Annotated in this window: 16 protein-coding genes and 1 pseudogene; 15 read left to right on the top strand and 2 right to left on the bottom strand. The window is 69.3% G+C overall.

Annotation, left to right across the window (positions count from 1 at the left end; translation table 11 throughout):
- Nucleotides 1–94: 94 nt before the first annotated feature.
- From ACIQ42_RS05670 to ACIQ42_RS05685, 4 genes are all read left to right on the top strand, one after another.
- Nucleotides 95–1,084, top strand: coding sequence for an agmatine deiminase family protein (locus ACIQ42_RS05670; protein WP_397421239.1), 990 nt, complete (start codon nucleotides 95–97; stop codon nucleotides 1,082–1,084).
- The gene (gene aguB / locus ACIQ42_RS05675) at nucleotides 1,084–1,962 is read left to right on the top strand and encodes an N-carbamoylputrescine amidase (RefSeq protein WP_397421240.1); all 879 of its coding nucleotides are present in this window, start codon (nucleotides 1,084–1,086) and stop codon (nucleotides 1,960–1,962) included. The genes ACIQ42_RS05670 and aguB overlap by 1 nt, the downstream gene beginning before the upstream one ends.
- The gene (locus ACIQ42_RS05680; protein ID WP_397421241.1) at nucleotides 1,959–2,498 is read left to right on the top strand and encodes a GNAT family N-acetyltransferase; all 540 of its coding nucleotides are present in this window, start codon (nucleotides 1,959–1,961) and stop codon (nucleotides 2,496–2,498) included. The genes aguB and ACIQ42_RS05680 overlap by 4 nt, the downstream gene beginning before the upstream one ends.
- 145 nt (nucleotides 2,499–2,643) lie before the next feature.
- Entirely contained in the window at nucleotides 2,644–3,447 is an 804-nt protein-coding gene (locus ACIQ42_RS05685) for a SapC family protein (protein ID WP_397421242.1), read from the top strand.
- A 7-nt stretch (nucleotides 3,448–3,454) separates the two neighbouring features.
- Here ACIQ42_RS05685 and ACIQ42_RS05690 read toward each other — a convergent pair whose 3' ends face one another.
- Complete coding sequence (locus ACIQ42_RS05690; protein ID WP_397421243.1) at nucleotides 3,455–3,847, bottom strand: acyl dehydratase; 393 nt, start codon at nucleotides 3,845–3,847, stop codon at nucleotides 3,455–3,457.
- Nucleotides 3,848–3,973: 126 nt separating this feature from the next.
- Between ACIQ42_RS05690 and ACIQ42_RS05695 the strand changes: the two genes are divergently transcribed.
- The 11 genes from ACIQ42_RS05695 to ACIQ42_RS05745 all read left to right on the top strand — a co-directional run bounded on the left by ACIQ42_RS05695 (nucleotide 3,974) and on the right by ACIQ42_RS05745 (nucleotide 18,871).
- Nucleotides 3,974–6,100, top strand: a complete 2,127-nt coding sequence (locus tag ACIQ42_RS05695; protein WP_397421244.1) for a protein-disulfide reductase DsbD family protein — start codon at nucleotides 3,974–3,976, stop codon at nucleotides 6,098–6,100.
- 27 nt (nucleotides 6,101–6,127) lie between these two features.
- A complete protein-coding gene (locus ACIQ42_RS05700) occupies nucleotides 6,128–6,745 on the top strand; it encodes a thioredoxin family protein (protein WP_397421246.1) in 618 nt (205 codons plus the stop codon).
- 10 nt (nucleotides 6,746–6,755) lie between these two features.
- On the top strand, nucleotides 6,756–8,372 hold the full coding sequence (gene pgi, locus ACIQ42_RS05705; RefSeq protein WP_397421247.1) for a glucose-6-phosphate isomerase: 1,617 nt from the start codon (nucleotides 6,756–6,758) through the stop codon (nucleotides 8,370–8,372).
- Nucleotides 8,373–8,466: 94 nt separating this feature from the next.
- The gene (locus tag ACIQ42_RS05710; protein WP_397421248.1) at nucleotides 8,467–9,291 is read left to right on the top strand and encodes a GNAT family N-acetyltransferase; all 825 of its coding nucleotides are present in this window, start codon (nucleotides 8,467–8,469) and stop codon (nucleotides 9,289–9,291) included.
- On the top strand, nucleotides 9,288–9,731 hold the full coding sequence (gene tsaE / locus ACIQ42_RS05715) for a tRNA (adenosine(37)-N6)-threonylcarbamoyltransferase complex ATPase subunit type 1 TsaE (RefSeq protein WP_397421249.1): 444 nt from the start codon (nucleotides 9,288–9,290) through the stop codon (nucleotides 9,729–9,731). The genes ACIQ42_RS05710 and tsaE overlap by 4 nt, the downstream gene beginning before the upstream one ends.
- Nucleotides 9,721–10,812 carry an N-acetylmuramate/N-acetylglucosamine kinase AmgK gene (gene amgK, locus ACIQ42_RS05720; RefSeq protein WP_397421250.1) on the top strand — a complete coding sequence of 364 codons (1,092 nt, stop codon included), beginning with the start codon at nucleotides 9,721–9,723 and terminating at the stop codon, nucleotides 10,810–10,812. Before tsaE ends, amgK begins: the two co-directional genes overlap by 11 nt.
- Nucleotides 10,809–11,522: a nucleotidyltransferase family protein gene (locus ACIQ42_RS05725; RefSeq protein ID WP_397421251.1), complete on the top strand. Its 714-nt coding sequence runs from the start codon at nucleotides 10,809–10,811 to the stop codon at nucleotides 11,520–11,522. Before amgK ends, ACIQ42_RS05725 begins: the two co-directional genes overlap by 4 nt.
- Nucleotides 11,519–14,479, top strand: a complete 2,961-nt coding sequence (gene addB, locus ACIQ42_RS05730; RefSeq protein WP_397421252.1) for a double-strand break repair protein AddB — start codon at nucleotides 11,519–11,521, stop codon at nucleotides 14,477–14,479. The genes ACIQ42_RS05725 and addB overlap by 4 nt, the downstream gene beginning before the upstream one ends.
- The gene (gene addA / locus ACIQ42_RS05735) at nucleotides 14,476–17,958 is read left to right on the top strand and encodes a double-strand break repair helicase AddA (protein WP_397421253.1); all 3,483 of its coding nucleotides are present in this window, start codon (nucleotides 14,476–14,478) and stop codon (nucleotides 17,956–17,958) included. The genes addB and addA overlap by 4 nt, the downstream gene beginning before the upstream one ends.
- Before the next feature lie 84 nt (nucleotides 17,959–18,042).
- Nucleotides 18,043–18,372 carry a thioredoxin gene (gene trxA / locus ACIQ42_RS05740; RefSeq protein WP_397421254.1) on the top strand — a complete coding sequence of 110 codons (330 nt, stop codon included), beginning with the start codon at nucleotides 18,043–18,045 and terminating at the stop codon, nucleotides 18,370–18,372.
- 217 nt (nucleotides 18,373–18,589) lie between these two features.
- Entirely contained in the window at nucleotides 18,590–18,871 is a 282-nt protein-coding gene (locus ACIQ42_RS05745; protein ID WP_397421255.1) for an endonuclease domain-containing protein, read from the top strand.
- Nucleotides 18,872–19,004: 133 nt separating this feature from the next.
- On the opposite strand, the pseudogene ACIQ42_RS05750 reads toward ACIQ42_RS05745, so the two are convergent.
- Nucleotides 19,005–19,269 (bottom strand): annotated as a pseudogene (locus ACIQ42_RS05750) (bifunctional folylpolyglutamate synthase/dihydrofolate synthase); the annotation flags it as partial.

Genomic DNA, 19,269 nt, shown 5'->3' on the forward strand with positions numbered 1-19,269 from the left:
CGCACCCCCCCCCCCCCTTCTCTGTCTGGCCGCTCCCGCTTGACGTTGCGCTGCCCGGGGGCCACATGCGCGCGGCTTCCGCATCGAGGGCTCAATGACTTTCACCGTTCCCGCCGAGTGGGCGCCGCACCGGGCCATGTGGCTGGGGTTTCCCAGCCATGCGGAGCTGTGGGAGGACGACCTTGAGCCGGCCCAGGCGGAGGTGGCGGCGCTGGCCCGGGCGCTGGCCGGGCCAGGCGGCGAGCGGGTGCGGTTGATGACCGGTTCGGACGCCGGCGAGGCGGCGGCGCGCGCGAGCTTGAGCGATGTGGCCGGGATCGAGATCACGCCCGGCCGGTTCGGCGACATCTGGCTGCGCGATACCGGGCCGATCTTTTCAGGCGGCAAGGCGCATGGGTTCCGGTTCAACGGCTGGGGCGGGAAGTATGCGCTGGAGCACGACGACACGGTCGCGGCGCAGATCGCGACAGCGGCGGGCGCCGAACTCGTGGCGAACGATTTCATTCTGGAGGGCGGGGCGGTCGATCACGACGGGATCGGTACGGTGCTGACCACCGGCCAGTGCGTGCTCAACACCAACCGCAACCCGGGATGGACCGCGGAGGTCGCCGAAGCCGCGCTGGGTGGCAGTCTTGGCGCGCGCAAGATGCTGTGGCTGGGCGAGGGTCTGCGCAACGACCACACCGACGGCCACGTGGACAATCTGGCGCGGTTCGTGGCGCCGGCGACGGTGGCGATCCCTGTGGCCTGGGGGCGCGGAGATCCCAACGCCGAGGCCTATGACGACGCGGCGCGCCGGCTCTCGACAATGACGGACGCGGATGGCCGCGCGCTGAAGGTGGTGCGCATCCCGTCTCCCGGCTGGATCGACGGCGAGGACGGCCCCCTGCCTGCCAGCCACATGAATTTCCTGATCGCCAACAAGGCGGTGATCGTGCCCATCTATGCGGCGAAGCCCGGAGAGTTTGCGGTGGAGATGCTGAAGCAGCTGTTCCCTGACCGCACCGTGATCGGCCTGCCATCCACCGCCATCCTCACCGGCGGCGGATCGTTCCACTGCATCACCCAGCAGGAGCCCGCCTGATGGCCCGCACCCTGACCGTCGCCGCCCTGCAGGCCGCCTATGGCCCGGACATGGCGGCCAATATCGCCCGCACCGCCGACCTGATCCGGCAGGCGGCGGCCGGCGGGGCGCAGGTGATCCTGCCCTCGGAACTGTTCCAGGGGCCGTATTTCTGCGTGGCCCAGGAGGAGCGCTGGTTCGCCACGGCGCATCCCTGGCGGACGCACCCGTGCGTGACGGCGCTGGCGCCGCTGGCGGCGGAGCTGGGGGTGGTGTTGCCGATCTCGATCTTCGAGCGCGAGGGGCCGCACTATTTCAACAGCCTGGTGATGGTCGACGCCGACGGGTCGCTGATGGGCGTCTATCGCAAGAGCCATATCCCGGACGGGCCGGGCTATATGGAGAAGTACTATTTCCGGCCCGGCGACACCGGCTTCAAGGTCTGGGACACGCGCTTTGGCCGGGTCGGCGTGGGCATCTGCTGGGACCAGTGGTACCCGGAGTGCGCGCGGGCCATGGCCCTGATGGGCGCCGAGGTGCTGCTCTATCCCACGGCCATCGGCTCCGAGCCGCACGACGCCAGCCTGGATACGGCGCTGCCCTGGCGGCGCGCCATGCAGGGCCATGCGGTCTCCAACGTGATCCCGGTGGTGGGCGCCAACCGCACTGGCTTCGAGCCCTGGGACGGCTATCCGAACGGCGGCCAGCAGTTCTATGGCTCCAGCTTCATCGCCGACCACCGGGGCGATCTGGCAGGCGACTTCGGCCGGGCGGACGAGGGGGTGCTGAGCGCGACCTTTGATCTGGATTTCCTGAACACCCACCGCGCCGCCTGGGGTTTCTTCCGCGCCCGCCGCCCGGATCTTTACGGCGCGCTGACGGGGCCGCGCCCGGCGTGATCGAGACGGAGCGTCTGATTTTGCGGGCGTTCCGCGATGGGGATCGCGAGGCGTTCGCCGCGATCAACGGCGACCCGCGTGTGGGCGACTGGCTGGGCGGGGTGATCGACCGGGCGGCGAGCGATGCGATGCTGGACCGGATCAACAGCCACATTCAGGAGCATGGCTTCGGGTTCTGGGCGGCGGAGCGCAGGGCCGACGGAAGGCTGATCGGCGCGATCGGTCTGGTCGTGGCCGGCGCGCAAGGTCCCCTCCCGCCCGGCGCGCTCGAGCTGGCCTGGCGCCTGCATCCCGACGCCCAGGGTCAGGGGCTGGCCACCGAGGGGGCTGCGGCGGCGCGCAACTGGGCTTTCGGGAACCTGGAAACCGACGAATTGGTGGCGATGACCGCCTCGACCAACCTTGCCTCCCAGGCCGTGATGCGCCGGATTGGCATGACACCGGACCCCGCGCGAGACTTCGACCATCCGAGGCTGGCTGAGGATCATCCGCTGCGGCGGCATGTGGTGTTCGCGGCGCGGCGGGCAGACGCCTGAAGGAGACGGCGCCAGTCTTCGGGCGCAAACCAAGCCGCCCGCGACAGATTTGCTGGCGAGCCAAGGATCGGCTAGAAGGCGCGGCCTCGCGCGCAGAGCCTTTGGCGACGTCGCAGCGCGTGAAAGTTTTTCAAGGGTTTTCCAGATGGTCACCACCACCCCGACGCCGCAGGGCACGCTCACCGGCAACGTCCTGTTCTATTCCAATCCCGAGCCGCTGGCCAAAGAGTTGCACAGCAAGATGGGCGTGAAGCGGATGGACGGTCCGTTCGCCTTCGCCAAGGTCGGCCATGCCGTGCCGCTGACGGTGGGGGAATTCCCGCTGGCCATGGTGACCGGCCCGATCATCTTCGTGGGCGACGAGAAGCTGCCGATCGCCGTGATGGGCCTGAACGCCGGCGAGAACATGTTCGTCAAGGACGACGGTACCTTTGAAGCCGGCATCTATATTCCGGCCTATATCCGCCGCTATCCCTTCGTGTTCGCCAACGACGAGAACGCCAAGCAGATGGTGCTGTGCATCGATCGCGGCGCCGAGTTCGTGACCGACACGGACTACGACATGGGCTTCTTCGAGCCGAACGGCGAGCCGACCGAGTACACGAAGAACTGCATCGAGTTCTGCAACAACTTCGAGATCGAGCGCCAGCGCACCATGGGCTTTGTCCAGCTGCTGAAGGACCTCGACCTGTTCGAGACCAAGGAAGCCACCTTCACGCCGCCCGGCCCGGACGGCACGCAGGGCGAGACCCAGAAGATCGCGGAATACTTCGGCGTCTCGGAAGAGAAGCTGAACGCGCTGCCGCCTGCCAAGTTCGTCGAACTGCGCGACAACGGCGCCCTTGGCCAGATCTATGCCCACATGCACTCGCTGGTGGGCTGGGATCGTCTGATCGCGCTGGCCATGACACGCGCCAGCGAGCAACCGGCGCCTGTGCTGAACAGCTAGGGCTGGATCAGCGGCTGAAGACGCTGCGGGTCAGGCAGGAGAACACCAGCCTGCCCGCTTCATCGAGCAGATCGTGCTGGGCGATGACGATGCCCTTGTCGTCGCCCACCGGATCCTTGGCCATCACCGTCATACGGCAACGCAGCAGCTCTCCGACCGGCGGATTGCGCATCCAGCGCAGTGCGTCGACGCCCAGGCGCTTGGTCTGGGGCCAGTCGGCGGCGGCCATGGCGTCCAGTTTCGACCAGATCGCGAAGACCATGCCATCGGGCGCGCCCTGGCCTGAGGTCCAGCCTGGCGCGAAGGCGGCAATGAAGGCGTCCAGCGCGGCGGCGTCCACCCCGGCCGCGCCCAGCGATACCGCCTGACCGATCTCTATCTCGTCGAAGGATGCGGGCACCTGGGCTCCTGGGTGATGAGAGAAGCGATTCGCCGATCATCGCCTGTAGCGTCATCAAGTCGAGCCTGCTTTGCGTCATTGACCTGCGTGCGCCATATAGCGGCGTTGGAGGCCTCCGAAGTGATCATGCGGTATCTGTTGAGCGCGCTGCTGGCGCTGGTGGTGTCGAGCGCGGCGAGCGCGCAGCCTGTGAACACCGGCCACCTGACCGCCGAACTGGTCGCCTCGGCCCAGGGCGTTGCGCCGGGTCAGACGATCCAGATCGCGCTGCGGCAGGATATCCAGAAGGGCTGGCACACCTATTGGCGCAATCCCGGCGACAGCGGCGAGGCGACCCGTATCAAGTGGACGATGCCCGCCGGCTGGAGCGCCTCGGATTTCACCTGGCCGACCCCGCACCGGCTGCCGGTCGGGCCGCTGGTCAACTATGGCTACGAAGGCGAACAGCTGCTGCCGATGACGCTGACGGCGCCGGCGGACGCCCGGCCCGGCCAGACAGTTACACTGAAGGCCGCCGCCGCGTTCCTGGTCTGTGCGGACATCTGCATTCCCGAGGACGCCCTGCTGACGCTGTCGGTTCCGGTGACGGCGGCCGCCGCGCCGGCTGATCCCCGTTGGGGGCCACGGATCGCCGAGACCCTGGCCAGGGCGCCGAAGCCCGCCGGTCTGGCGGGCGCGTTCGAGCGGCAGGGCGAGGTCCTGAAACTCGCGGTGACCGGCGCGGCGCTGAAGGGTGCGGACCTCGCCGGCGCCTATTTCTATCCGTTCTCGGGCGCGGCCATCGACCACGCCAAGCCGCAGGCCATCGAGCGCGGCCCGGAGGGTCTGACCCTGACCCTCACGGCGGGTTACGGGTTCCAGGGCGCAGAGCCGCCCAAGGAGCTGGCCGGGGTGCTGGCGCTGGACGGCAAGGCCTATGAGGTCAGCGCCACGCCTGGTGCCCTGCCGCCAGTGGCCTCGGGCCTTGGTCCGCCGCCGGTGAAACCGATCACGCCAGCGGGATCTGCGGACCTCGGGCTGGCCTCGGCGGCGCTGTTCGCCATGATCGGCGGGTTGATTCTGAACCTGATGCCGTGCGTGTTCCCGGTGCTGGCCATGAAGGCGGCCTCGCTGGCCGGGCATGGCGAGGACGCCGCCGGCGCGCGCCGTCAGGGGCTGGCGTTCGGCATCGGCGTTCTGGTCACCTTCCTGTCGTTGGCGGGCCTGTTGATCGCACTCCGGGCGGCCGGCGACGCCGTGGGCTGGGGCTTCCAGCTGCAGGATCCGCCGGTGGTGGCGGGGCTGGCGTTGTTGATGCTCGCGGTGGGTCTGAATCTCTCCGGCGTGTTCGAGGTCGGCGCCTCGTTGCAGGGCGTGGGCTCGGGCCTGGCCTCGCGCGGCGGGCTGGCGGGCTCCTTCTTCACCGGCGTACTGGCGGTGGTGGTGGCCGCGCCCTGCACGGCGCCATTCATGGGCCCGGCTCTGGGATGGGCCCTGACCCAGCCGCCCGTGGCGGCGCTGCTGGTCTTCCTGGCGCTGGGCATAGGCTTCGCCGCGCCCTTTGTCGCCGTGGCGTTTGTGCCCGGTCTGCTGGCGCGGTTGCCCCGGCCGGGCGCCTGGATGGACGTGTTCCGCAAGGCGCTGGCGTTTCCGATGTACGGGGCCGTCGCCTGGCTGATCTGGGTGCTGACAGTGCAGGTGGGGCCTGACGCCGTGCCGCGTATCCTGGCCGCCGCGATCCTGCTGGCCTTCGGCGCCTGGATTTACGGGCTGAGCCAGCGGCGGACAGCTGAAGGGCGAGCCGCCATGCCGATGATGGCGACAGCCGGCGTGCTGGCGAGCCTGGCCCTGGTCGGCGGCGCCGTCTGGCCCGCCTATACGCTCGCCGGCGACTCCGCGGCGGGCGTGGAGGCCGCGAGCCTGACCCACGAGGACTATAGCCCCGCCCGATTGGCCGCGCTGCGGGTCGAGGGCCGCACCGTGCTGGTCAACTACACCGCCGCCTGGTGTGTGAGCTGCCAGGTGAACGACCGCGTCGCGCTGTCGACCCGGACGGTCTCCGAGGCCCTGACGCGCAACAATGCCGTCTACCTCAAGGCGGACTGGACCAAGCGGGACCCCGGAATTGCTGCGGAACTGGCCGGTTTCGGCCGCGCCGGCGTGCCTCTCTACCTCGTGTATGGCGCAGGCGGCGGCGAGCCGGCTATCCTGCCGGCCATCCTGACCCCGGGCCTGGTGGCCAAGGCGCTGGATACGGCGGCCCGTCCGGGCTGAATGATTTCAACCGAAGGACCTGCACCCATGATTGATCGCAGATTTTTCCTGAGCCTCGCCGTGGTTTCGGCGCTCGCCACGCCCGTGCTCGCCGAGCCGGCCCTGGGCCAGCCGGCGCCTGCGTTCGAGGCGCTGGACGCCAATGGCAAGACCCGCGCGCTGTCGGAATTTCGCGGCAAGACCGTAGTGCTGGAATGGACCAACAACGGCTGCCCCTATGTGCAGAAGCACTACAACGCCCGCGCCATGCAGTCCCTGCAGGCTCAGGCCATCCGCGACGGCGTCGCATGGCTGACCATCGTGTCGTCCGCGCCGGGCATGCAGGGCCATCTGACCCCGGCCGAGGCGCGGGCCTGGAAGACAAAGGCAGGGGCGGCCTCCACCGCTGTGCTGCTCGACCCCGACGGCGTCGTTGGCCGCGCCTATGACGCCAAGACCACGCCCCACATGTACATCGTCGATAAGGCCGGCAAGCTGGTCTACAAGGGCGGCATCGACGATCAGGCCAGCGCCAACCCCGCCAGCCTGAAGGGCGCAAGGAACTATGTGGCTGCGGCCCTGGCTGACGTGAAGGCGGGTCGCCCGGTGGCGGAGGCCGCGACGCGCCCCTATGGCTGCAGTGTGAAGTACGGTTCGCCCGGATAAGGAACTCAGGTTGTCAGACGTCGATGCGGCCTGGACCGCCCTATCCACCGCCGCCGGGGTCGCGCGCGATCGCCGCATCGATCAGCTGTTGATCGCGGAGCCGGACCGTCTTTCAACGCTGACCCTGGCCGCAGCCGGGCTGGAACTGGATGTTTCCAAGCAACCCTGGTCGCTGGCTGACCTGGCGCTGATGCTGGACCTTGCCCGGGTCAGCGGCGTCGAGGCTGCGCGAGATCGGCTGTTTGCGGGCGACGCTGTCAACACCTCCGAAGACCGCCCGGCCCTGCACATGGCGCTGCGGGCGCCCGACGGCGCCGACTGGCGGGCGGCAGGTGTCCCGGTGTCCCGCGAGATCGAGGCCACGCGCGAGGCCATGCGCGGGTTTGCGCAGGCTGTCCGGTCAGGGGCGAAGACGGGCGCCACGGGCAAGCCGTTCCGCAGCATTCTGCACATTGGGATCGGTGGCTCAGACCTGGGCCCGCGCCTGATCTGGGAGGCGCTCAAGCCACTGTCCCCGCAGATCGAGTTGAGGTTCGTGGCCAATGTCGACCCGGCTGAGCTGGCCCAGGCGCTGGTTGGGCTGGACCCCGCCGAGACCTTGCTGGTCACCGTCTCCAAAACCTTCACTACCCAGGAAACCCTGACCAATGCCGAGGCCGCGCGCGCCTGGCTGCGGGCGGCCCTTGGGCCGGCCTCGGACGCCCATCTGGTCGCGGTGTCGGCTGCGCCGGAGCGGGCGCGGGCGTTCGGCGTTCCAGCCGATCAGGTGTTCGGGTTCCGGGACTGGGTCGGCGGCCGTTACTCGATCTGGTCCGCCGTCGGGCTCTCGTGCGCTGTTGCCCTGGGCTACGCGGCGTTCGAAGCCATGCTGAGCGGCGCCCACGCCCTGGATACGCACTTCCAGACCGCGCCCCTGAGCCGCAACGCCCCGGTCCTGCTGGCGTTGGCGCACGTGTTCAACCGTAATGGACTGGGCCGGCCGATCCGCGCCGTGGTTCCCTACGCGCAGAGGCTTCGTCTTCTCGCCCCGTTTCTCCAGCAGCTCGAGATGGAATCAAACGGCAAGCGGGTTCGCCGTGACGGAACGCCGGTGCGCCACAGCACCGCCGCCAGCGTGTTCGGCGACGCCGGCACCAATGGCCAGCACGCCTTCTTCCAGCTGCTCCATCAGGGCACGGATGTGATCCCTGTGGATATCCTTGCGGTTCGGGAGGGCGCTGAAGGGGACCCGTCGGCCCAGACCAAGCTTCTTGCCAACGCCATCGCCCAGGCCGAGGCGCTGCTGGTGGGCCGAACCGAGGCGGATGTCCGCGCGGAACTGACGGCGGCCGGCAGGTCATCGGCCGAGATTGACACCCTGGCGCCCCAGCGCACCTTCCCCGGCAATCGCCCCTCAAGTTTCCTGCTGCTGGACCGGCTTGATCCTGCGCGTCTGGGCGCCCTGATCGCGCTCTATGAACACAAGACCTTCGTCGAGGGGGTGCTGTGGGGCATCAACAGTTTTGACCAGTGGGGCGTGGAGCTGGGCAAGTCGCTGGCCAGCCGGGTGCTGGGTGAGCTGGAAGGCGGACCGGGCGGCGCGCACGATCCCTCCACAGCCGCGCTGATCGAACGCCTCCGGACCTGAACACCGACGCTTGCCCGCACCCCTTGCGCCGGGCCATCTTCAGCGTATGAGCTTGGCCTCCCCGGCATCCACAGCGCCCGCCCTGGAGCACCAAATGCACATCGTCGACGTGCTGATCGCCGAGCGCGCGCCCAGGCTCGCGCGCAGCCCGGCGTGGCCCCTGCTGCGGCCCTTCCTCTACGCCGTTCTGGACTATGGCAAAGCCCGACGGATGGCCGACGCCATCGCGCCCATGTCGGGAAGTGAGGCCCTGGCATATGTGTCGCGCCTGCTTGCGCTGAGGGTCGCGGCGACCGGCATACAGCAGATTCCGACCACCGGGCGCTGCGTGGTGATCTGCAATCATCCCACCGGGATCGCCGATGGCGTGGCGGTATATGATGCCTTGAAAGCGGTACGGCCAGATATCTGCTTCTACGCCAACGCCGACGCCCAGCGGGTTTGCGCAAGCTTTGCGGACGTGTTGATCCCGGTGGAATGGGTGGAGGCCAAACGCACCCGCGAGCGGCTGCGGACAACGCTGACAATGACCCGCGAGGCCATGGAAGCCGGGCGGTGCCTGGTGATCTTTCCCGCCGGCCGCATCTCGCGGCGCCAGCCAGACGGTTCCATCCGGGACAAGGACTGGGCGGCCTCGGCGGTGTCCATCGCCCGGAAGTATGAGGCGCCGGTCGTGCCGATGCATGTGGCCGGGCCCTGGTCGACCCTGTTCCACTTCTTTCATGGCGTCTCCGAGGAACTTCGGGACATCACCCTGTTCCATGAGCTTCTGAACAAGCAATCGCAGGCCTTCACGCTGACGATCGGCGCCGACGTCGCCCCTGCCGCGCTGGACGGCGATCCGGCGACCGTCACAGCGCGGCTGAAGTCCTATATCGAGGGCGAGCTGCCCGGCAGACCTGACCAGCCTTTCGCATGATCCTGAAGGACGAGGCGGCGACCCGGGCGCTTGGAAGGGCCATTGCATCTGTCCTGCAGCACGGTGAGGCCATCTGCCTCCATGGCCCGCTGGGCGCCGGCAAATCGACCCTGGCGCGGGCGCTGGTGCGGGCGCTGACGACCGCGGATGAGGAGGTGCCGTCGCCCACGTTCACCCTCGTCCAGTTCTATGAGGGCGCGCGGCTGAACGTGGCTCACTTCGACCTCTACCGTCTCTCCGACCCCGACGAAGCTTATGAGATCGGGCTGGACGAGGCGTTGGAGGATGGGGCGGCGATCATCGAATGGCCGGAACGGCTGGAGGGTCGCCTGCCAGGCGACCGACTCGATGTAGAGATCAGTGCGGGACCAGACGCTGACAGTCGCAAGGCGCGCCTGGTTCCGCATGGCGCCTGGGAGGGTCGTAGGCTTGACGTCTGAGCGTGAGGTACTGAAGGGCGACTTCCTGCGGGCCGCGGGGTTCGCCGAGGCGCGGCGTGAGTTGCTGTCGGGCGACGCCTCGACGCGCCAGTACGAACGCCTCTACCTCGAGGGCGGCTCCAGCCTGATCTTCATGGACCAGCCGCCGGCGGTGGAGAGCGTCGTCTGCCCGCCCGAGGCCACCCCGGCCGAGCGCCTGGCTCTCGGGTATAATGCTGCGGCGCGGCTGGCGGCGGGATCTGTGGCGGCCTTTGTGACCACGGCAGCCCATCTGCGCGCACGCGGGCTCTCCGCGCCCCGGGTTGTCGCCCACTATGTGGACGCGGGTCTGGCGGTTCTGGAGGATCTGGGCGACGGCCTCTTCGCAAACCTGATCCCGCACACAGCACCTGAGGTCGAGCTCTACGAAGCCGCCATCGACGTTCAGGTGGCCCTGCAGGCCGAGCCGCCGCCGCTCGTGCTGGAAGCCGACGGCGCGCGCTGGCCCTTGCTGACCTATGACGCCCTGGCGCTGAAGATCGCCACCGACACCTTTCTGGAGTGGTGGCCGAAGCTGGTCGGCTTGCCCGCGTTTGGCGAGGCCGCCCTGGCGGACTGGGATGGCTTGTGGGCGCCCATCTGGGTGCGGGGCGAGGCGGGCGCCAGCGTGTTCACCCACCGCGACTACCACGCCCAGAACCTGCTCTGGTTGCCTGATCGCGATGGCGTGGGCCGCGTCGGCCTGCTGGACTTTCAGGATGCGCTGCGGGCGCATCCGGCGTGGGACCTCACCCACCTGCTGCAGGACGCCCGGCGCGATGTTTCGCCGGAACTGGAAGCCGCAATGCTGGAGCGCTTCATGTCGGCGCGACCTGAACTGGACCGGGGCGTCTTCCTCGCCGACTACCGGGCGCTGGCGGCGTCCAATGCCGCGCGGATACTGGGACGGGTGTTCGCGCGCCAGGCATTGCTGGGACGGCCCCAGTACCGCCAGTTCATGCCCCGCACCTGGCGGTATCTCGAGCGGAACCTGGAGGACCCGGCCATGGCCGGCCTGAAGGCCTGGTTCGACCGCCATGTGCCACCCGCGTACCGCGCATGATCGCCGGCCCCAGAACTGCGATGGTGCTGGCCGCCGGCCTGGGCACGCGGATGCTGCCACTGACCGAACAACGGCCCAAGGCGCTGGTCACGGTCGCCGGCAGGGCGCTGATCGATCATGTGCTGGACCGGCTGAGAGACGCCGGAGTCGAACGCGCCGTGGTCAATGTGCATCACTTCGCTGACCAGATGGAGGCGCACCTCGCCGGGCGGCGGGATCTGGAAATCCTGATCGCGGACGAGCGATCCGCCCTGCTCGACAGCGGCGGGGGCATCAAAAACGCGGCCGACCAGCTGGGTCGCGACCCGATCTTTTTGGCCAATATCGACTCCCTCTGGCTCGAAGGCTCCATACCGGCGCTGGACACCCTGAAGGGCGCATGGAACCCGGCGACGATGGACATTCTGATGCTGCTGGTGAAACGGGGCCAGGGCATCGGCTTTGAGGGGCCGCAAGGGTTCCTCAGGGATACGGCGGGGCGGCTGACGCATTCCACAGACCCCGCCTCACCAACGCCTTACGTCAACATGGGGATCGCCATCTTCAAGCCGCAGGTACTGGACGACGAACCAGACGGCGCATTCTCGATTGTCCCGGTTTGGCATCGCCTGCAGGCCGAAGGGCGACTTCACGGCGTGCCGATGGACGGCTTCTGGATGCACGTGGGCGATCCGGCGGCGCGCGACGCAGCAGAAGCACGGCTGGCATGACCGCCTTCCTCGACCGACCGGGGCCACGGTGGTTCAACATTCCGGCGCACCGGCCGTTCGCGGAAGATCTGGCCCAGGGCCTGTTTGATGCGCTCTCGCCCCTGGGTCCGGAGGCGCTGGCGGACGCCGTGATCCTGACGCCCACCCGACGCGGCGCGCGCGCCCTGGCCGACGCCTTCATCAAGGCCTCGGGCGGGAAGGCCGTCCTGCCGCCGCAGATGCGGCCCCTTGGCGACCTGGAAGCCGGGGAGGCGCCGTTCGAGCCGGGCGATCTGGCGCTGGACCTGCCGGCCGCCATCGATCCCCTGAAGCGGCGCTTCGAGCTCACCCGGCTGGTGAGCGAGCTGGCCGATGACCTGCCGGGCGGCTTCACCACCGCCTCGGCCGCACTGGAGCTGGCCGACGCCCTGGGGTCGTTTCTGGATGGCCTGCAGATCGAGGAGGTGCGGGTCGGCGACCGCCTGGCGGGACTGGTCGACGCCGAGCTGGCCGAACACTGGCAGGTCTCCAGCCGGTTTCTGGACAAGGCGCTGAAGCTCTGGCCCGCGCGGCTGGCCGCCCTGGGCGTGCTCGATGTCAGCGAGCGGCGGGTGCGGTTGCTGCGCCGGCTGGCCGAACGCTGGACGACCGCGCCGCCTGCGGGCGTGCTGGTGGCGGCGGGATCGACCGGGACGGCGCCGGCGACGCGCGACCTGCTGATCGCGGTGGCCGGCGCGCCTCAAGGATGCGTGGTGCTGCCGGGGCTCGATCAGGAACTGGCCGACAGCGCATGGGCCAAGGTGGACGTGCAACATCCGCAAGGGGCGCTGCGACGGCTGCTGGACCGCGCCGAGGTCAGGAAAGCCGATGTCCGGGTCTGGCCGGCCTCGCTCCGCCCGGACAGCGCCGGACGCTGGCGTCGGCGGATCGTCAACGAGGCGCTTCGCCCGGCCGAGGAAACCGCCGACTGGCTGCGCGTCATCGCCGGACTGCGCGCGGAAGGGGGCGCCGACGCCCCCGATCCTGTGGCCGCAGGTCTGGACGGCCTTTCGCTGATCACCGCCCGCACCGACGAGGAAGCCGCGACCGTCGTGGCGCTACTGCTGCGCGAGGCCCTGGAAGCGCCGGATCGCACCGCCGCGCTGGTGACGCCCGATCAGGCGCTGGCGCGGCGGGTTACGGCCAAGCTGGGCCGTTGGGGGGTGATCCCGGACTCCTCGGTCGGCGACAGCCTCGCGGGCAGTTCGTGCGGCGTCCTGGCCGGCCTGATGGCGCGGGCGGCGGCGGACCCGCTGGATCCGGTGACCCTGCTGGGCCTTCTGAAACATCCCTGTTCCACATTCGGCGATGTGGCAGGCCTCGAACGCGCCGCGCTGCGCGGTCCTCGCGCCCGCACCTGGGATGAGCTGCGGGGCCGACTGGCCGAGGCGCCGGAGGCGCTGTCGCAGGCCTTGCGGCTGATGACTCTCGTCGAGGCCTTGGCCTGGCCGGGCGAGACGGACTCACCTTCGGCCGCAGCCCGACGGATCGCGACGGCCATGGAAGCGCTGGCCGAGGGCGCCGACGGGCTCTGGGCCGGCCACGGCGGCGAGGCCATGTCGCGGCTGCTGGCGGCGCTGATCCAGGACGGCGAAGGCTTGCCGCCAGTCACGCCCCGGGGGTTCGCCGACCTGCTGCGCCGGCTGATGGAGGGCGAGACCGTACGCAGTGGCGGCGCCACCCACCCGCGCCTGCGGATCATGGGGGCCATCGAGGCCCGGCTCGTGCGCGCCGACCGGCTGGTGGTGGCCGGGCTGGAGGAAGGCGTCTGGCCCGGCGGGGCGGCGCTGGACCCGTTCCTGTCGCGCCCCATGCGCGCGGCCCTGGACCTGCCCTCGCCGGAACGCCGGATTGGCCTGGCCGCCCACGACTTTGCGCAGGCGGCGTGCGCGCCGGAGGTCGTTCTTCTCCACACCGAGCGCCGGGAAGGCGCGCCGTCGGTCAAGTCGCGCTGGCTGTGGAGGCTGGAGACCCTGGCCCTGGGCGCCGGACTGGAGATCCCCGGGCGACCGTGGGTTCTGGACTGGGCGCGCCGCCTGGATGCGCCGGGTGGCTACGAGCCCGTGAAACGCCCCGCGCCGATCCCGCCGGTCGCCGATCGGCCGCGGACCATGGCCGTGACCCGGGTGGAGGCCCTGACGCGCGATCCCTATGCGGTCTGGGCGCGGGACATCCTGCGTCTCTATCCGCTGGATCGCCCGGATGAGACCGCCGACGCCCGCGCGCGGGGTACTGCGATCCACGCCGCCTTTGAACGGTTCGCCGAGGCCTATCCGGCGGCCCTGCCTGCAGACGCCGCCGATGAGTTTGCGCGGCTCTATCTTGAGGAGCTGGAACAGGCCGGCCTGCCACATGAGGCGATGGCCCGTGAGCAGGCTCTGGCCAGGGAAGCGGCCGAATGGGTGGCCGATCTGGAGCGTGAGCGCCGGGATGGCAGGACGATCCGGGTGGAGCTGAAGGGGGAGCGCACGCTGGCGGGTCCCGCCGGCCCGTTCACGATCTCTGCCCGCGCCGACCGGATCGAGGTCACCGCAGGCGGTTTCGGCCACATCCTCGACTACAAGACCGGCAAGGCGCCGTCGAAACGGGAAGTCGACGCCGGGTTTTCGCCGCAACTCACCCTGACGGCGGCGATCCTTCAGGCCGGGGGTTTCCCGGAGCTGGGGCGCCTGAAACCCGGGGACCTGACCTATCTGGAGATCACCGGCCGCAAGCCTGCCGGCAAGATCGAGACCCGCGCAGAGGCCGGCGCGGAAAGCGCAGAGGCCGCCGCGCGGGCCTTCGAAGGCCTGGCGCGACTGGTGGAACGCTTCGACGATCCGGCTCAGCCCTATCTATCGCGTGTGGCGCCGCAGTTCGTGAAAGCCCGGATGAGCGACTACGATCACCTGGCCCGGGTGTTCGAGTGGTCCACCAGCGGCGAGGAGGGCGAGGAATGAGCGTCACCGTCCTGCCGACCCCTCTGGCCGATCCCCAGCAGGAGGCCGCCGACCCGACGCTGTCGGCCTTCGTCACCGCCAACGCCGGGTCCGGCAAGACCAAGACCCTGATCGACCGGGTGGCGCGGCTGCTGCTGGCCGGGGCCAGGCCCGAGACCATCCTCTGCGTCACCTACACCAAGGCCGCAGCCTCGGAGATGCAGCGCAGGCTCTATGAAGTGCTGGGCGGCTGGTCGGTGCTGGATGACGCCGCACTGGCGGGCGCCTTGACGAAGCTGGAAGGCCGCCGGTTCGATGTGACGGACCTGTCCAAGGCCCGATCCCTGTTCGCCCAGGCGCTGGAAACGCCCGGGGGCCTGAAGATCCAGACCATCCACGCGTTCTGCGAGAAGCTGTTGCGGCGCTTCCCGCTGGAGGCCGGCATCTCGCCGGGGTTCCGGGTGATGGATGACACCGCCTCCGCCGCCGTGGCCAGTGCGGCGCGGCGGCAGGTAGCGCAGCTGGCGTTGAAGGCCGGGCACATGGTCGCGGAGTCCTATGCCCGCTTCTCGGTGGCGCTGGATTTCCAGAGTTTCCAGAAGATGTTCGCCGACTTCGAGACGCGGCGCGGGCAGCTGACGAGGTTTCTGGAGCAGGAAGGCGGGCTGGACGGGGCCATAGGCTGGGTCTGGCGCGCCGTGGACGTGCCCCGGGATTCGGATCCGGAAGACCTGGCCCGGACGGCGATGGCGCAGATGAATCGCGATCTCTATCGCCGCACGGCCGCGAGCCTTGCCCTGGGCGCCAAGACCGACGTGGGGCGAGCGGAGAAACTCTCGGCCCTGGCGGCGGCCAACGCGCCCGATCTTGAGGCGGCGCTGGCGATATTCTTCACCGGATCAGGATCGCCGGCCAAATGGATGGATACCTCGGCGCGGATCAAGAACGACGAGGCGTTGCGATCCCTCCTGCTGGCGGAGCAGGCGCGGCTGGATAGGGCCGCCGAACGCATCCGCGCCACCCGGATCGCGTGTGACACCACGCACGCCCTCAGGCTGGCCTCCGCCTACCTCCTGGCCTACGAGATCGAGAAGACGGCGGCGAGCGCGCTCGACTTCGCCGACCTGATCGAGAAGACCTGCCACCTGCTGCGCGACCAGCCGGCGGCGGCCTGGGTGCTCTACAAGCTTGACGGCGGGATCGATCACATCCTGGTGGACGAGGCCCAGGACACCGCGCCGGATCAATGGAGTATCGTCAACGCGCTGGCCGAGGAGTTCTTCTCCGGGGCCGGCGTACGCAGCGAGACGCGCCGGCGCACGCTGTTCGTGGTGGGTGACGAGAAACAGTCGATCTATTCCTTTCAGGGCGCGCAGCCCGAACAGCTGCTTCAGCAGTTCGCGGTCCACACGGCGCGGGCCGAAAGCGCCGGCCAGCGCATGCCGCGCGTGGACCTGCGGGTCTCCTGGCGCTCGACGCCGCAGGTCCTGAAGTTTGTGGACGCCACCTTTGCGCCGCCGGCCCTGGCCGGCGCCATCCAGCCTCGCGCGGAGTACGAAGCCGTACAGCATGAGGCCGCCCATGTGCGCCGCGACCACGCAGGCTGCGTCGACGTCTGGCCGCTGGAGGTGGAGGCCAAGGGCGAGGACCGTGAAGCCTGGGACGCCCCGCTCGACGCGGAGCTGGAGGACAGCGCCAACCGCCGTCTGGCCCGCCGGATCGCCGCCGAGATCAAGGCCCTGATCGCGCGCGGCGACGCTGTCTACGACAAGGAGTCGCGAGAATGGCGCCCGGCGCATGAGGGCGACGTGCTGATCCTGGTGCGGCGGCGGCGTGCGCTGTTCGAGGAAATCCTGCGCGCCCTGAAACACGCCGGCGTTCCGGTGGCCGGCGCCGACCGGCTGGCGCTGTCGCAGCACATCATCTTCGACGACCTGAACGCCCTGGCCCGCTTTGTCCTGTTTCCGGGTGACGAGCTGACCCTGGCGGCGGTGCTGAAGAGCCCGTTCTGTGGCCTGGACGACGACAGCCTCTACGCCCTGGCGCACGGGCGAAAGGCCGAGGCGCTCTGGCCGCGCCTGCAACGCCGGGCCGCCGAGCGCCCGGACTGGCAGGCCGCCACAGCGTTTCTGGAGCATGCCCTGACGCAGGGACGGAGCCGGGCGCCCTTCGAGTTCTTCGCCGACCTGCTGGGTCGCATCGGCGCCGGGGGCCGCACCATGCGCCAGGACCTGTTGCGCCGGCTGGGGGCGGAGGCCGAGGATGCTCTGGACGAGTTTCTGAACCAGGTGCTGGCCGCCGAGGCGCGGGGCGTTCACAGCCTCGAACACCTGGCCGCCGACCTCGCCGGGCTCGACATCACGGTCAAGCGCGAGATGGAGGCCGAGCGCCGCGAGGTGCGGGTCATGACCGCCCATGGCGCCAAGGGCCTGGAGGCGCCCATCGTCTTCCTGCCGGAGACCACGATCACCCAGACCGGGCGGGGATCTGCGCTGCTGCGCCATGCCCACGACCGCACGGAGGGCTTCCTCTGGTGCTCGTCCGGCGCACGCGACTGTGACGCCACCGCACAGGCCCGAACCCGGCGCGCCGAGCGTGAGGAGGCCGAGGCCTATCGCCTGCTCTATGTGGCGCTGACCCGGGCGCGGGACCGTCTGGTGCTGTGCGGTCGGGTGTCGGATCGGGACAGAAACAAGCTGCCGGGCTGGTGGGGGGCCATCCAGACCGCCCTGTCGGACACCGGCGTGGCCGATGAGGTGCGCACCCTCATGATCGACGATCTGACGTTCCAGCGGTTCGGGCCCGATCCCCTGACGCTCGAAGGCGCCGGGACGACGCCGGCGGCGCCCGCGCCCTTGCCAGACTGGACGTCCCTGATCCCGCCGCCTGAGGCCTTCGCCCGATATGCGTCTCCGTCGGATCTCGGGGAAGGCGCCGTGAGCGCGGCCGCATCACCCCTGGCCGAAACCGGCGGGCTGGGTCGCTTCCGACGCGGCGACCTGATCCACCGACTGCTGCAGTTACTGCCCGACCTTCCCGCCGCCGAACAGCCGGCGGGCGCCACAGCCCTGCTGGCGCGGGAGGCCGACCTCAGCCCGGGTCAGCGCGCCGAGATGGCGGACGCGGCGCTCTCCGTCCTGCAGGACCCAGCCTTCTCGCAGGTGTTCGGCGAGGGTTCCCGCGCTGAGGTGACCGTCGCCGGGACAGCCCGCGCCCTTCCGGCCGGTCTCAGAATTTCAGGGCGGATCGACCGGTTGGTTGTGCTGCCGGACCGGGTGCTGGTGGTGGATTTCAAGACCAACCGCCCCTCCCCCGACGTGATCGGTGAGGCCGACCCCGCCTATCTTCGGCAGATGGCGCTCTACTGGGCGGTGCTCTCGGATATCTTTGCCGGACGGCGAATCGAAGCCGCCATTGTCTGGACGGACGGCCCCAAGCTGATGCCGATCCCAGAAAACCTGCTGGCTCAAACCCTTGCCGAACTGTACCGCGCCGGTTGATAGAGGCTCAGGGTCCGCTTACATGGCGGTCTTGAGAGTCGCGGTTCCGCCTTGTCCAGGGCCCCGCGCAACAGGAGTTTCCCGATGAGCACCGTCAAGGTCACTGACGAATCCTTTCAAGCCGACGTCCTGGGATCCAGCCAGCCTGTGCTGGTGGATTTCTGGGCCGAGTGGTGCGGCCCCTGCAAGCAGATCGCCCCGGCGCTGGAGCAGATCTCCGAGGAACTGGCCGGCAAGGTGACCATCGCCAAGCTCGACATCGAGCAGAGCCCGACGACGCCTTCGCGCTATGGCGTGCGCGGCATCCCCACGATGATGCTGTTCAAGGACGGCCAGATGACCGCCATGAAGGTCGGCGCCATGCCCAAGCAGAAGATCCTGGAGTGGCTCGCCGAAGCCGGCGTCGCCGCCTGACCCCTTTTCCCTCCTCTTCCCTGGCTATCGAAACCCCGCTCTGTAGTTCGAGGCCGGTCGTTCCCTTCGCCCCTTGTGGGAGAAGGTGGCAGGCGAAGCCTGACGGATGAGGGATCGAAAACTGGCTCAGGATAGATCACCCTGCGCCATGGCTCGCCCCACGACCGTCCCGCAGGCCCGCGCTCTGCGTCGCAACGCCCCGTAAACAGACCGCCTGCTGTGGAAGCTGCTGCGAGATCGAAGGCTGGAAGGCTTGAAGTTCCGGCGACAGGCCCCGCTCGGACCTTATGTTCTGGACTTTGTCTGCCTGCGACATCGATCGGTGATCGAGGCGGGTGGCCCGTTTCACGAGCCGGAACGCGATGCCGTTCGCGACGCTTGGCTGATGGCAAAGGGATTTTGGATCCTGCGCTGTCCAAACACTGACATCCAGCTCAAGGACTGGCAGATCATCGCGCGCATTCTCGAGGTCGTCGGGACGCCGCCACCCCAGTCATAGGCCGGTGCGACCCCTCATCCGACCGCCTTCGGCGGCCACCTTCTCCCACAAGGGGAGAAGGTCTTCCTTACAATGCATTGATATACTTGTTTTTACTGGTGCGTGGATCCCTCCCCACCCGGGGGAGGGATACCTACCCCGGCCAGGTCTCCGGGCTCATGGCCAGGACCTCGCCGGCGAAATGCAAGCCGCCGCAGATCAGCACGTGGGGCGCCGGGCCCTCCACCTCCAGGGCGCGGGCGACGCCGTCTGACACATTGGCCGCGGTCTCCGGCTCAAGGCCTGCGCGGAGGGCCGCGTCGACCAGATCGTCCGTGCTGGCCGCGATAGGGCTGTCGAAGGTCGTGGTGATCACCCGCGGCCGCATCTCGGCGAATGGGCGGAAAAAGCCCTCGGCG

Source organism: Phenylobacterium sp. (assembly GCF_044372605.1).
GTDB lineage: Bacteria > Pseudomonadota > Alphaproteobacteria > Caulobacterales > Caulobacteraceae > Phenylobacterium.

Excerpts from the sequence above, each read along its gene's own strand:
- ACIQ42_RS05670 (WP_397421239.1), top strand. The coding sequence starts at position 95 with ATGACTTTCACCGTTCCCGCCGAGTGGGCGCCGCACCGGGCCATGTGG.
- aguB (WP_397421240.1), top strand. The coding sequence starts at position 1,084 with ATGGCCCGCACCCTGACCGTCGCCGCCCTGCAGGCCGCCTATGGCCCG.
- ACIQ42_RS05685 (WP_397421242.1), top strand. The coding sequence starts at position 2,644 with ATGGTCACCACCACCCCGACGCCGCAGGGCACGCTCACCGGCAACGTC.
- ACIQ42_RS05695 (WP_397421244.1), top strand. The coding sequence starts at position 3,974 with ATGCGGTATCTGTTGAGCGCGCTGCTGGCGCTGGTGGTGTCGAGCGCG.
- ACIQ42_RS05700 (WP_397421246.1), top strand. The coding sequence starts at position 6,128 with ATGATTGATCGCAGATTTTTCCTGAGCCTCGCCGTGGTTTCGGCGCTC.
- ACIQ42_RS05710 (WP_397421248.1), top strand. The coding sequence starts at position 8,467 with ATGCACATCGTCGACGTGCTGATCGCCGAGCGCGCGCCCAGGCTCGCG.
- tsaE (WP_397421249.1), top strand. The coding sequence starts at position 9,288 with ATGATCCTGAAGGACGAGGCGGCGACCCGGGCGCTTGGAAGGGCCATT.
- ACIQ42_RS05725 (WP_397421251.1), top strand. The coding sequence starts at position 10,809 with ATGATCGCCGGCCCCAGAACTGCGATGGTGCTGGCCGCCGGCCTGGGC.
- addB (WP_397421252.1), top strand. The coding sequence starts at position 11,519 with ATGACCGCCTTCCTCGACCGACCGGGGCCACGGTGGTTCAACATTCCG.
- addA (WP_397421253.1), top strand. The coding sequence starts at position 14,476 with ATGAGCGTCACCGTCCTGCCGACCCCTCTGGCCGATCCCCAGCAGGAG.
- trxA (WP_397421254.1), top strand. The coding sequence starts at position 18,043 with ATGAGCACCGTCAAGGTCACTGACGAATCCTTTCAAGCCGACGTCCTG.